Annotated in this window: 12 protein-coding genes; 6 read left to right on the top strand and 6 right to left on the bottom strand. The window is 48.0% G+C overall.

All coding sequences use genetic code 11. The annotated features are described in order from the left end of the window. The 3 genes from CRO25_RS17590 (at position 1) to CRO25_RS17600 (ending at position 3,546) form a co-directional block, all read left to right on the top strand. Positions 1-657: a response regulator transcription factor gene (locus CRO25_RS17590; protein ID WP_063566261.1), complete on the top strand. Its 657-nt coding sequence runs from the start codon at positions 1-3 to the stop codon at positions 655-657. Between the two features lie 180 nt (positions 658-837). Further along, complete coding sequence (locus tag CRO25_RS17595) at positions 838-2,532, top strand: copper resistance CopC/CopD family protein (protein ID WP_179132205.1); 1,695 nt, start codon at positions 838-840, stop codon at positions 2,530-2,532. A gap of 243 nt (positions 2,533-2,775) precedes the next feature. Next, positions 2,776-3,546, top strand: coding sequence for a YcnI family protein (locus CRO25_RS17600; protein ID WP_256863670.1), 771 nt, complete (start codon positions 2,776-2,778; stop codon positions 3,544-3,546). 175 nt (positions 3,547-3,721) lie between these two features. On the opposite strand, the gene CRO25_RS17605 is transcribed toward CRO25_RS17600, so the two are convergent. The 4 genes from CRO25_RS17605 to CRO25_RS17620 all read right to left on the bottom strand — a co-directional run bounded on the left by CRO25_RS17605 (position 3,722) and on the right by CRO25_RS17620 (position 7,262). After that, the gene (locus CRO25_RS17605) at positions 3,722-3,994 is read right to left on the bottom strand and encodes a hypothetical protein (RefSeq protein ID WP_053780102.1); all 273 of its coding nucleotides are present in this window, start codon (positions 3,992-3,994) and stop codon (positions 3,722-3,724) included. A 53-nt stretch (positions 3,995-4,047) separates the two neighbouring features. After that, positions 4,048-5,298, bottom strand: a complete 1,251-nt coding sequence (locus CRO25_RS17610; RefSeq protein ID WP_079695921.1) for a hypothetical protein — start codon at positions 5,296-5,298, stop codon at positions 4,048-4,050. Positions 5,299-5,380: 82 nt separating this feature from the next. After that, positions 5,381-5,662, bottom strand: a complete 282-nt coding sequence (locus CRO25_RS17615; RefSeq protein WP_063566264.1) for a hypothetical protein — start codon at positions 5,660-5,662, stop codon at positions 5,381-5,383. A 343-nt stretch (positions 5,663-6,005) separates the two neighbouring features. After that, positions 6,006-7,262: a DUF445 domain-containing protein gene (locus CRO25_RS17620; RefSeq protein ID WP_063566265.1), complete on the bottom strand. Its 1,257-nt coding sequence runs from the start codon at positions 7,260-7,262 to the stop codon at positions 6,006-6,008. A 336-nt stretch (positions 7,263-7,598) separates the two neighbouring features. On the opposite strand from CRO25_RS17620, the gene CRO25_RS17625 reads away from it, so the two are divergent. Beyond that, positions 7,599-8,426 carry an aldo/keto reductase gene (locus CRO25_RS17625; protein ID WP_079695863.1) on the top strand — a complete coding sequence of 276 codons (828 nt, stop codon included), beginning with the start codon at positions 7,599-7,601 and terminating at the stop codon, positions 8,424-8,426. Positions 8,427-8,521: 95 nt separating this feature from the next. Here CRO25_RS17625 and CRO25_RS17630 read toward each other — a convergent pair whose 3' ends face one another. Continuing rightward, positions 8,522-8,980, bottom strand: coding sequence for a cupin domain-containing protein (locus CRO25_RS17630; RefSeq protein ID WP_063566267.1), 459 nt, complete (start codon positions 8,978-8,980; stop codon positions 8,522-8,524). A 258-nt stretch (positions 8,981-9,238) separates the two neighbouring features. On the opposite strand from CRO25_RS17630, the gene CRO25_RS17635 reads away from it, so the two are divergent. Next, positions 9,239-10,090: an AraC family transcriptional regulator gene (locus CRO25_RS17635; protein WP_064642722.1), complete on the top strand. Its 852-nt coding sequence runs from the start codon at positions 9,239-9,241 to the stop codon at positions 10,088-10,090. A 114-nt stretch (positions 10,091-10,204) separates the two neighbouring features. On the opposite strand, the gene CRO25_RS17640 is transcribed toward CRO25_RS17635, so the two are convergent. After that, on the bottom strand, positions 10,205-11,818 hold the full coding sequence (locus CRO25_RS17640; protein WP_097115788.1) for a glycoside hydrolase family 28 protein: 1,614 nt from the start codon (positions 11,816-11,818) through the stop codon (positions 10,205-10,207). A 437-nt stretch (positions 11,819-12,255) separates the two neighbouring features. Between CRO25_RS17640 and CRO25_RS17645 the strand changes: the two genes are divergently transcribed. Then, entirely contained in the window at positions 12,256-13,008 is a 753-nt protein-coding gene (locus tag CRO25_RS17645) for an amino acid ABC transporter ATP-binding protein (RefSeq protein WP_079695864.1), read from the top strand. Positions 13,009-13,010: the final 2 nt, after the last annotated feature.

Below are 13,010 nucleotides of genomic sequence, written 5' to 3' on the forward strand. Positions count from 1 at the left end.
ATGGAACTTGTACGGGTATTGGTTGTCGATGATCACGCGCATGCGCGTGAGGCGATCTGCAGTATTTTATCCGAGGACAGCCTGTTTGAAGTTATTGGTACCGCTTCGACTGGACTAGAGGCGCTGGAGCTTACCGGGCAATGGATGCCCGATCTTATTCTGATGGACGTGCAGATGCCGGATATGGATGGGCTGGAAGCCACCCGCCAGATTAAACTGCGCTTTCCTTATGTCATTATCGTCATGGTTACTGTATCGGATGATGTCACGTACCTGTTCGAAGCGCTGAAGCAAGGGGCTCAAGGATATTTGCTCAAAAATCTATCTCCGTCCACTTGGCTTGAATACCTTCGCGCCATCGTCAGTGATGATGCACCCCTGAGCAAGGAACTTGCCTATCGAATCCTTCAGGAGTTCCCCGCACCTCGCACGGAAGATGTACCCGATAATCCGCTGACTACGCGGGAGCTTGAGATCCTGCAATGGGTATCTGCGGGATATACTAACCGTGAGATTGCCGACCAACTTGGCATTTCGGACCAAACGGTGAAGAATCACCTGAAGAATATTTTACAGAAACTGCATCTCGAAAATCGTGTGCAATTAACCCGCTATGCATTGGAAAGCGGACTGGCAGGCCGTAAGCTGCGTAAATAGCGGCACATTCATGTTTTTGTCACAATTCCATGGATCATTTCGTTTTTTTATAGCCCAATGTAGTCATACAGTGTTATTTTGGACAAAGTTATAATGGTATAGATTGTGCTCGGTTAACAAAGAATGACTTACAATTCTAGACCTAAGGGTGATGATTTTTTGATTTTGAGTAGGTTCACCATGAAATTGGGCAAACGGCACTGGGCACTTATGGTCGCCCTGATGTTATTGTGTTGCCTTGTTATGCCACAATGGGCATCCGCCCATGCTTATATTGTGCAGGCCTCACCAGGTGAAAATGAACTTGTTGCGACAGCACCTGAACGCCTGACTCTGGAGTTCAACGAGTCTTTACAGACGGCCTTTTTTGATATTAAAATCACCGGACCTGACGGAACACAGGCAGATGACGGCAATGTGCATGTCGACGAGAACCGTCCTCATATTCTGGAGACCGGACTGCGGACCGGACTTGGAAACGGAACCTACGCCGTGAATTGGAAGGCCGTGTCTGCTGATGGTCACCCCATTCAAGGGGCCTATGTGTTTCATATTGGGGAACCATCTGGCGCTCCTGCTGGTCTCGCTGATTTAACCTCAGGTTCAGGCCAAGTTGGCGGACCTTTAAAATGGATTTTGTCGCTGACCGACTGGATTCAATATCTGGGGTTGTCTATGATTCTGGGCACACTTGCTTTCCTGCTGTTCCGGATTGCGCCTGCTTCCATGGCGAGAGAACCACTGGAAGTGCCAAGGAGCTACAAGTTGTTATGGATCAGTTATGGCGCCGCTTCTGTTGCCGCTCTGATCAGTCTGCCCCTGAACACGTTGTATGAATCAGGCGTTTCCATCGGAGAGTTCAGCTGGGCACTGATGGGTAGCGCACTCAAATTGACGTCATTTGGCCAGATCTGGATGGTACAGATGCTTATTGTGATGCTGCTGGCGGTTACCATCCTCTCCGGATATGACCGGGATCGCTCGCTGCGTATCCGTATCTGGTCATCATACGGATCATTGGTCCTCGTTCTTGGCTGGTTGTTTACCCATGCGATGACAGGACATCCGGCTGCAGCAGAACATCGCGCGCTCGCCATTGCAATGGACTTCGTTCATCTGATCGGAGCCGCTTTCTGGATCGGCGCTCTAACTGCCATGGCTGCGTGTCTCCCTCCGCTCGCGGATAAACTGCCTTCCACGGTGCGAGGTGAGGTCTACTGGACGGCGATCCGACGCTTTACAGCTTGGGGCATCGGCGCTGTTGCTGCTCTCGTCGCTACGGGGATATACAGCAGCCTGATCATTTTGCCTGCACCTATTCTTACGTCTTTGTTCACAACGGCGTATGGTCTCGTGCTTATCGCTAAAGTTGTCTTGCTTGTGGCGATGCTTCTATTGGCCTGGCGTCATGCCAGAATGGCACGTGCAAGCAGCGGCAACCGACTCGCTGGCAGCCTGAAGGCCGAACTGATTGCTGGAGCCGTCGTGCTTGCGTTGGCCGCCGTGCTGACACACCTGTCTCCCGGACAACCAGCAGCCGTAGGACCCTATAAAGAAGTGCAGACTAAGGATGACGGGACTACAATTACGCTTCAGGTAAGTCCCAATCGTACCGGAGAGAATCAGTTCAAGGTCGACGTGAAGAAACCGGACGGCAGTACAGTCAACGATCTGGAACAGATCACATTGTCACTGACCCACCTGGATATGGATATGGGCATTTACGAGATCACGATTCCGAAAAATGATACTGGCGTATACGAAGCAGAAGAATATATCTCCATGCCAGGACGCTGGAACATCAAGGTTCATCTGCTAACCCGATCTCTGGATTCGCTGGATACCGAATTTGAGATCGACACTGCTAATCCGTAGTTATAGCCGATTAATGATTGGCCATATATGTTCAATTAAACATTTACACAATAACGGAGAGGACAGAAAAAAACTGGAGAAGCGAAGCGTTCGCCTTTATCCCCGGATTTTCCCCTTTGAAGAAGAGGATCAAAAAATCTGGGGATAACAGCGATCAGAAGGTTGTTCTGTCATTGTAGTGGCTAGTGTAAATATTCTTTAGTTGAGCTTATATATTAGAAGATTTGAGAGGGGTAAATTATTTTGAAGAAAACATCATGGACTTCCAAACTGACATCCAGCCTAACTGCTGGAGCCGCTGCGCTGATGCTGTTCGCGGGATTCGCCAGTGCACACGTTACCGTTAACCCAACTGTGGCACAAACAGGTGCATGGCAGACGTATAGCATCAAGATTCCATCCGAAAAAGAGCTGCCTACTACCAAGATCACGCTGAAAGTACCGCAAGGCGTTGCATTCAAGCAATACCAACCACTGTCAGGCTGGAAAATCACTACCGAAAAAAATGATTCCAATGAAGTAACATCAATCACTTGGGAAGTAGACGGAGATAACGAAGGAATTCTTGCTGGTCAATTCCAGCAGTTCAACTTCGTAGCTCAGAATCCGGATGCCGAAACGGAAGTAGCTTGGGATGCGTTCCAGTATTATAGCGATGGCAGCATCGTGGAATGGACAGGCGGACCAAGTGACAGCAACCCGCACAGTATTACGGCAATCAGCCAAGATCCTGCTGCTGCAGGTAATACTGCTACAGGCGGAGGTCATGATAGTGCAGGCACAGCCGGCAATGCTGGCCATGATGATAAAGCAGCAACGGGCGATGATAAGAAGGCAAACGACGATACCACACTGGGTGACGCGCTGAACGACACCGTTACTGGTGAGCCAAACAACACGGATTCAGACCCAGGCACATTGAAGCTGCAACAGGCAACACTGATCGTATCCATTCTGGCATTGATCCTGTCCTTCCTGGGTATCGCTCTGGCAACACGCCGCAAAAAACGTTAAGAGCTAACATAGAGTCTTGTATGTAGACTGAAAAAGAAAGGAGCCTTTGGCGAACGGGATCTTTCCCGATGTGCCGAGGCTCCTTTTTGATATCTGTATGCATACGCCAACTTCGATTTCAAATTTCCATGCTTAAGTTCACTGATTAAGAACAGCGTCCCTTACAACTTTTCCCCTATCGTCCCTGATCCGTCTGGATCATGATTTCAATATATTGCAGCAAGCTCTTCTTCTGTTGTTCAATCGACTGTATTCGTCCAGACAGACCCGCGAAAAACGCTTCGATCTGCTGCCTTGTATAATCGGCCGATTGTCCCTTCCAATCGTCGAGACGGTTGTATAGGCTTCTTGCCTCCTGCTCATCTGCCTGGAGACGGGCAAGCAGCTGGGTCAATTCTTTTTCAGCAATCCGAAGATCATTTAGCTCTACCAGCAATTGTCCGCTCACTCGTGTTCCCTCCCTTATGTAAGTTCCAATCGCCAGGCCCTTCACGCAAAATTCTATTTAAAACTGACCTGACTCTCATCCGCTTGACGGAATGCTTCCGCCTTCTCTTCGATAAAGTTCAAGAATTGACTCGTATGCTTCATATGCCATGTGCTCAATTCGTTAATAGACCCATCCAGATGAGTGACGATAGGCTCAAGTCTGCGACTACGGCTGGAATGCAGGTAATGCGCCATTCGGCTCCGTACCGTATTCAACTCTGCATTACACTGTTGTGCATTTTGCTTCCACCGGGCAGCGACACTTTTGAGTTCTTCTGGCGTTACCTGAATCAGGCCAGATGCTCCTGCTGCTGCGGCCATACCTCTTGCAAGGTTGCCTGCTTGCCCACCCAGGTTCCGCATGAATGCTACGAGATCAGACAGGACATTGGATGGCTGACGTGGTGAATAACTGATTTGCTCGCCAGTAACCGGATCGTATAGATCGTTGGAAATATAGCCATTCTCGAATTTGTACTGTTTCAAACCGTGATACTCTTCACCACCAAAGGTATTACTGATTTTATCAAACATGCCCATGTCATCATTCATATCCTTGTAGTTGGAATTGATGTAATACATGGAACCTACATGACGATCATATCCACCAAAAAATCCGCTGGTTACAAAATCTCCGGGATGTCCGTAGTTAATGATTTGGCTATCAAACCCACCCTCTTCAGCCTTTCGTTTTGCCTCTGGCGTGAGGCTGGAAATCACGGATGGCGCACTGAACGTCACCGCGGAAAGTCCCGTGTATGCGGCCGCATACTGGGCATTGCCCCCTCCAAGCGAATGACCAGTCAGCGAAAAATCCAAATCCTTATATTTTTTCTGCATATCTTTGGCGTAATCTTCCGCTTCATACATTTGGTTGGGACCCAGCCCGATTGTCTTATCCAGCTTTTTATCCAGTTCTCCCACAACATTCTCGACTTTAGTGATTCCGGTCACATCTCTTACCTTCTGGATTCCATTAGCTAACCAATCTGGCGTAAGGTCAGTACTTTGTTCAATTTTTCTGCCGAGCTCAGGCAAACCGATTTGTGCATCCGCGTAATAATCAGGGGCACTGCGATCCAACGATGCACTTCCCTCTGTGCCCCGATATGCGATAACCGCCTGTTTGGTCTCAGGATTGTAGAAGGTCACCGCATCAAAACCCGATTTTTTATTTCCATGAGTGTCCTCAAGAACTTGCCATCCGGGAAGATTGTCAAACTCAATACCTGATTTCAGATTCTCGTAAGCTAATTCAGACATCTTGTTGTATGTTTCATCATCAATTTTTGGTGATTTACTCACAACCGTTGCACCTCCAAGAAAATCAATCCTGAATTATGATTTATTTGTTAAACGGATCATATCCCTTAGCTATAATTGCTTCCTTAATTGCTGGACTCATGCCAAAGTTTTTGATTTTTTTATCCTCATAGTCGTACGAGATCGTAAATTCTTGCTCTTCATGTTCAACCACATGCCCTTCCATAGCAATAGAATCAAGCGCCATCTCAGGTAACAGCTCTTTATTTGTGATCACGACATCCAGTTCATATTTATTTTTCAGATATTTTACAGCTTCCGCTTCGGCTTCTTTAAAATAGGCCTGTTTTTCACTTTCCTTCATGTTCTGACACCCTCCCAAAATGAAAGTAGATAGTATGGTCAAAAAAAATAAACATGCGAGTCGTCGCTCCAACCTCATATCAATCACCTTTTCTTTATCATTAAATATATTCGTATACCCACTCTTTTCTTCTGTTATCTGCATCATAGTACAAAATCAACATGATCACATCGGCTGTTGGCATCGTTTTTATGTAACTTTGTTCCTAAATGATTCCAATAGAGCATTCGGGTGTACATTACCCAATTCAACTGTTTTTGCATCATTTCTCTATTTATCATTTGCCCAGACAAAAAAAGAGCCTGCTCCAGAGAGCGGCCCTAATCTTGCCATTATCAATGAGTTACTCCAATACCATCCGCAGGGCGGTCAGTGCAATCCCGATTATAAATCCGGTAACAGCCCCGTTAATCCGAATCCACTGCAGATCCTGTCCTACCTTATCCTCAATCAAGGAGATCAGTGAGGCATTATCCATTTTGTCGACATTTTCGCGTACGAGGTTGCCGATTTTGGAATGGTTTTTCTCCAGCAGCGTCGTTACACCTTCCACAATCTTCGCATTCAACCCAGCCAATAAAGCATCGTCTGACCGCAAATCAGACAATACCCGCTCAATCGCGGGTAGAGCAAACGTCTCCACATACTGGCCATCTTCCATTGCAGCGAGCGCCTTTTCCCTCAATTCAGTGAGTTTGTTCAGCACAGTTTCCTCTGCGTTCCATCCATCCAGCATGTTGTTTTTCCAGCCGTTGACTCCATCCTGCACACTTTCACTCATCGCCAGCCGGATAGCCTGGGTTCGCAACAGATCTAGCACTTTGTAACGAAGAGCGCTGCCCTCCCGCTTCATGTCCTCCACCCGATCAAACAGATATCCTTGCAAAATACTGCCCAGACGCTCCTCGTTCAGATAACCCATGAATGCATTCATCGCAAATTGCATTAATCCGTTCATCTGGATACCACTGATTGCCTTTAGGCCGCTTTCACCCAAAAACATGATCGTCTCCGGCTTCACCAGCCATTCCTCTGCCTGCTTCAGACCATAGTCCAGTGCTTTGGCATCATATCCACGCTCACTCATCTGGATCGAAGCCCGTTCCAGAATCGGACCCAGGTCGAAGGCTCCCGCCTGTGATTTGATCTCGCCCGCAACCAGTGGAGCAATCTGCTCCAACGGCAGGCCTGCAAGGATTCGTTTGCAGAGCGTATCGATCATGGTTTTGACTCCATCGTTGTGAAGTTCCCTTGTCATGGTATCCAGAACGATTTCTGCCGCCTTGAAGCCCGCAATTTTCTCGGTGATGCTATCCTTGTTCAGCAAGTTGTTTTCCACCGCGGAGACAAGGCCTTCAGTCAATTTGTCCCGATTTTTGGGCAGCAAAGCCGTATGGGGAATCGGAATACCCAGTGGATGACGGAACAACGCTGTTACGGCGAACCAGTCCGCAAGTCCACCTACCAATCCCGCTTCAAATGACCCTACCAGCAGTTTGCCTACTACACCGCCTTGAAACGGCAATGATGCGGCAAATCCCGCTCCCATAATAACGAGAGACCAAGCTGCTGCTTTTTTGGTTTGTTTAGGTTTAGCCATTGTATTCTTACTCCTTTATCGTTAATCACACGGGTTCAATAACACCCAACTTTCCCGTGCTCTTCTGTTCTTCATGTGATTGCTTCCATAGGAAAGCTTCTGTTTCCATATTTCGTATACTTCATCTTATCACCCGTAAGCGTCAAAACCAAACCTCTGGCTGGCGAAAAAGGATAAAAGAGGGGTTTTTCCTATCGAAATGGTCGTATTCTTTTCCATTACCAAAAAGGTTTTAGTATAATCAATACAGACGGCCCTCCATTTAGGATTGGCCGGCGGTCAGCAGGGTAATTACATAATGGAATAATGAATGAATCAGAGGAGGAATTTCGGACCATGAAACACGTGCAGGACACAACGACACTTTATAACGGAGTCAAAATGCCTTGGCTGGGTTTTGGTGTATTCAAAGTTAAAGATGGAGAAGAAGTGGTTGCAGCCGTCAAAACGGCTATCCAGGCAGGTTATCGCAGTATCGATACAGCGAAAGCGTATAACAACGAAACCGGTGTAGCTCAGGGTATTCGTGAATCCGGAATCGCCCGCGAGGATCTGTTCATTACCACCAAAGTGTGGAACGGGGACCAAGGCTACGAATCCACACTGGCGGCTTTTGAAGCAAGCATGGAACGACTCGAACTGGAATATCTGGACCTCTATCTGATCCACTGGCCTGTCAAAGGCAAGTATAAGGATACCTGGAGAGCGCTGGAGAAGCTGCATAAGGAAGGACGCATCCGCGCCATTGGGGTGAGTAACTTCCAGATTCACCATCTGGAGGACCTGATGACCGATGCCACCATTAAACCTGCTGTGAATCAGGTGGAACTGCATCCGCTATTGATTCAAACGGAGCTACGGGAGTATTGCAGCAAACATCAGATCCAGATTGAAGCCTGGTCTCCACTAGGTCAGGGACATCTGCTGGAGCATCCGCTTCTTCAGGACATCGCTGCCAAGTACAGCAAGTCACCGGCACAGGTCATTCTGCGTTGGGATCTGCAAAATGGCATTGTGACCATACCTAAATCCGTTACACCACAGCGCATCCGCGATAATGCGGACCTGTATGACTTTGAGTTGACCACGGAAGAAATCGAGCGCATCAATCAATTGAACGAGAATAAGCGCTTTGGTTCCGATCCGGACAATTTTAACTTCTAACCTCAATATATAATCAAGCTAGAAAACATCAAAAAATCCCGATCTGGATGCACACGCACCTGGATCGGGATTTTGCTTATTCATTTATAGTTATATTAGCCTTTGGAAACCAGTTTGAAATCATCAAAATGGAAACCTGGTGCTACAACACACGTTACCAGTACAGGCTCATCACCCAGCGGACGTGCTGTTTGCCATACTCCGGCTGGAACGAGTACCTGCGGCGATTGCCCCGCAGCAATATCCATACCCAACACGAGCACTTCTTCATTTTCGGGGTTTTCCCCGTTGCCGCCCAATTTCAATTCTACTGGACTGCCGCTATGCCACAACCAAAGCTCATCGGACAATACGGTATGCCATTCCGAGACTTCATGGGAGTGCAGCAGGAAGTACGTCGAACTTGCCGAGAATCGAGGGCCTGAGTATGTATCCGGCAGTACGGATTGTGGAATTTGGTACGATGCCTTCCATTCTTCCTTATACCAACCGCCTTCAACGTGCGGCTGCATATTCAATGCAGCAACGAGTGGCGATAATTCATGTGTCGTCATATTCTGTTTCCTTCCTTCCAAATCGAATTGGAGACACCCCTATCCAGAGGTTAGTCTCACTCCCCCTACTGTAAAACATGAATAGACTTTTGTCACCTTTACAGCATATATAAGCTTGCCGAAAATCATTCCACCCGTATGCTATTCATTTCGTCTGGTCGGACCCCTATTCAAATGATAGCGTTTACAACAAACTGGATTTTCCGTTATGATATGGATATTAACCGTAAATCAGCTGGCGCAGAGGGGAGACGTGTTATGAGTGTTATAGAGGATCGGATTGGACCCAAATATCGAATTGGCGAGAGTTCATTCACCATTGAACACATGAGCAGACACGAAGGGAACGCCATGCCACAGCCTCACGCCCACCCTTTTTATGAACTGTATTATCTGCTTGAAGGAGAACGCGTCTATTCCATGAATGGTCAGCTTCTTACCGCCCGCAAAGGTGATTTGATCCTGATCAATCCCCATGATGTACATACGACGTCCAAAGGAAGTATTCCCGGCTTTGAACGAATCCTGATCGGATTCTCGCCTTCTTTTGCCACCGGGATGGAGCTTGGAATATGTGGTCTGCTTCCCTTCGATCGTTCAAGGCTGCTGCACTTTCCTGATGCGGAACAGCCCGAGATCGAACGAATGCTATGGCAGATGCTGCAAGAATGCAGGGAGCGCCGACCTCATTATGACATCGTGGTGAGAAGCCTGCTTGCCCAGATCCTGATTCAGATCCACCGGGTTGAAGAAGATACTCGGCAATCCTCTCCGGTCCCGCATCATCCCATGCAGGATAAGATCAGTGAGATCGTCACTTATGTAAACAATCATTATACCGAGCCCCTTACGTTGGAAGAGGCCGCAGCGCGATTTTATATCAGTCCATCCTATTTGAGCCGGATGTTCAGCCGTTTTACCGGATTTCGCTTCAGTGAATATTTACGTGTTACCCGGGTTCGGGAGGCACAGAGACGTTTACTCTCCACTCAGGAACGGGTGCAAATGATTGCGGAGAAGGTCGGATTTGAGCATACAGCCCATTTTAATAAAACGTTTAAACAGGTGACCGGGACCACGCCGCTTCGCTATCGCAAAGAACATCGATAGATCTTGGAAGCGACTGGCGAAGCCCGACACCTGTCATATGACACCCTATCATGACACCGCGCGCCAGGAGATGCCCGCGGTGATATGCTAAGCGTATACTAAGTCGAACCCTTCTTACCTGCGGATAATTACACCACTTCTTACTTCAGGACCAACGGAGATTTGGCGTCCCTCTGTATCTGCATCACTTTCCCGGCATACGATTCCTGCCGATTCATGTCCTGTCACCATCAGAAGCCGACCGTCCGCGCCTACACCCTCAATCGCTTCCAATTCCGCACCCTTACACTGATGCAAATGAATTAACGATCCATCGGTAATATGTGCGTTCATTTCGGCAATTCGCAGGTGCTTCGCATGAGCGCATTGCACCCCATTACGAGCCGTCACCGTATATCCCTGAATGACCAAACCATCCAGAGGCATTTCCGGCAGTCCACTCACCAATAACGCGGTTTCCGCTCCTGCACAGACCACATCCGATATCCGAATATCCCGGAACACCGGAGTCCGTTCACTGACCTCCTGAGTCAAGTCGCTACCACGAGCGGAACCCTCCTGATTGGCATAGAAAAAGGAAAACGAAATAGCTTCCATAATGATATCTTTCATATAAATGCGCTCCACCTGAATATCCTCAACGACTCCGCCGCGCCCACGCGCGCTTTTGAAGCGAAGCCCAATATCCGTTCCAATAAACGTACAGTCCGAGACCCGGACATGCCGCACACCACCAGACATTTCACTGCCAATGACAAAACCGCCATGACCGTGATACACGGTGCAATTGCGGATCGTAATATATTCCGAGGGCAAACCGAGCTCACGACCTTCTGCATCCTTGCCGGATTTCAGGCAGATCGCATCATCACCAACATCGAATACACTCTGCTCCACAACGACATGACGGCAGGATTCGATGTCCAGCCCATCACCATTCTGAGAAAACCATGGATTCCGCACACTCACGTTACGAATCGTGACATGCTCGGATGCCCAGGGGTGCAGATTCCATGCAGGCGAGTTCTGGAACGTCGGTCCGTCCAAAAGCACTCGTTTACATTGACGCAAGCTGACCATGTTAGGACGCAAAAAGTCTCTGACTTCGTCATAAGCAGCCACATCACACACTTGCTCCAGATGCAGACGATTCGCAATCGCACCGCCTTCAAGAGCAGAAGTCGAGGGCCACCAAATGGCTTCGTCTCCGCCAGTCTGCTCCACCACACCGCCCGAAGAAACCAGTCGATTCCACTGCGAGGCCGTCATCTTGGATCGTTTCACCGGACGCCATGCCTCTCCACCGCCATCCCAAATCCCCTCACCCGTGATCGCAATATCCTCCAACTGCTCACCATCAATAGGCGACTGACACCGCACTGCCTGCCAACCTTCGAAGCTGGACGCAATCAGGGGATATTGATCGAAATTACGGCTGAACGTAACCAGAGCACCCGCCTGAACATGAAGCTCAATTCGACTGCGGAGAACAATCGGACCCGTTAACCAAACACCCGCCGGAATGACAATTCGGCCACCGCCCGCTTCTGCACAAGCTGCTATAGCCAGTCGAAACATCTCGGTATTATCGGTCAAGCCATCCCCTACCGCACCATAATCCGTAATCTGAAAATCCCGTGCAGGGATGACAGGTAGACTCACTTCATAAGCTTTCGTATGGGATTCAACACCTTCTCCTGTACTCAGTGGGGAGTAATATGTATTCATCGTTCAGAACATCCTCTCTACCTATAATTGGATCGGACTGTTTTTAATATTGCATTACTTACTGGAAAGCGCATTCTCGCTCCATCATATCAATGCCATAGGGCATAAGGTTGAGCTTTTTTGCCATGTACGATTCAGAATTTGATGTTATTTGTTTTTATGATCAGAGTCATAAAGTAAACATCTCTTCCAGTATACTCTATACATCTATTCCAATGGTTGTAAAACAACTAGGAGAATGGATTCATTTTTCTGTCAGGATTCGTCACAAAGAGGCTGTCAATATAACAAATATATAACATAATTACTGGCTATGGCCCTATAGAACCCATTACTTATGTCATGTTTTATCACAAACCAATTGCCTTTAGCAGGATGAGTATGTATGATTAAATAACTAGTTTCAATTTATTCCTTAATATTCCTTTTACAAACAGATGTTGCAGAAAGGATGGGGTCTCTTGATTGAATTTAGGGGTGTCCAGAAACATTTTGGCCATTTTCATGTCCTCAAAGATATTCATCTTCACATTGAAGAAGGAGAAGTCGTTGTCATTATCGGCCCTTCCGGCTCAGGCAAAAGTACATTGCTCCGCTGCATCAATCGTCTGGAGACGATTACCGAAGGTGAACTTGTCGTCAGTGGTGTCCCTTTACATCAGAAAAAGGTGGACATCAACCTCTTCCGCCGTGACATCGGCATGGTATTTCAACACTTCAATCTCTACCCTCACAAAAAAGTCATCGATAACATTACCCTTGCACCCATGAAGGTGCGTAAACAGCCCAAAGCACAGGCAGCCTCTACGGCGATGAAGTATTTGACCCGGGTCGGCATTGCCGACAAGGCAGACAGTTATCCTTCCCAGTTGTCCGGTGGACAACAGCAGCGAGTAGCCATTGCAAGAGGTCTTGCCATGGAGCCCAAAATCATGCTTTTTGACGAACCCACTTCTGCACTAGATCCCGAAATGATCGGGGAAGTTCTGGATGTCATGCGGTCTCTTGCACATAACGGGATGACAATGGTCGTTGTTACACATGAGATGGGATTCGCCCGCGAGGTCGCAGACCGAGTCATCTTTATGGATGAAGGCCGAATTGTGGAAGAAGCCTCCGCCGCTGAATTTTTCGACAACCCGAGAGAAGAACGGGCCAAGCAATTCCTGAGTCGTCTGATTCACCACTGAGA

The organism is Paenibacillus sp. RU5M (genome assembly GCF_900221055.1).
In the GTDB taxonomy this organism is placed as follows: Bacteria; Bacillota; Bacilli; order Paenibacillales; family Paenibacillaceae; genus Paenibacillus; species Paenibacillus marchantiae.

Coding starts and splice junctions, on each gene's coding strand:
- CRO25_RS17590 (WP_063566261.1), top strand. CDS start 1: ATGGAACTTGTACGGGTATTGGTTGTCGATGATCACGCGCATGCGCGT.
- CRO25_RS17595 (WP_179132205.1), top strand. CDS start 838: ATGAAATTGGGCAAACGGCACTGGGCACTTATGGTCGCCCTGATGTTA.
- CRO25_RS17610 (WP_079695921.1), bottom strand. CDS start 5,298: ATGTCTGAATTAGCTTACGAGAATCTGAAATCAGGTATTGAGTTTGAC.
- CRO25_RS17615 (WP_063566264.1), bottom strand. CDS start 5,662: ATGAAGGAAAGTGAAAAACAGGCCTATTTTAAAGAAGCCGAAGCGGAA.
- CRO25_RS17620 (WP_063566265.1), bottom strand. CDS start 7,262: ATGGCTAAACCTAAACAAACCAAAAAAGCAGCAGCTTGGTCTCTCGTT.
- CRO25_RS17625 (WP_079695863.1), top strand. CDS start 7,599: ATGAAACACGTGCAGGACACAACGACACTTTATAACGGAGTCAAAATG.
- CRO25_RS17630 (WP_063566267.1), bottom strand. CDS start 8,980: ATGACGACACATGAATTATCGCCACTCGTTGCTGCATTGAATATGCAG.
- CRO25_RS17635 (WP_064642722.1), top strand. CDS start 9,239: ATGAGTGTTATAGAGGATCGGATTGGACCCAAATATCGAATTGGCGAG.
- CRO25_RS17640 (WP_097115788.1), bottom strand. CDS start 11,818: ATGAATACATATTACTCCCCACTGAGTACAGGAGAAGGTGTTGAATCC.
- CRO25_RS17645 (WP_079695864.1), top strand. CDS start 12,256: ATGTTGCAGAAAGGATGGGGTCTCTTGATTGAATTTAGGGGTGTCCAG.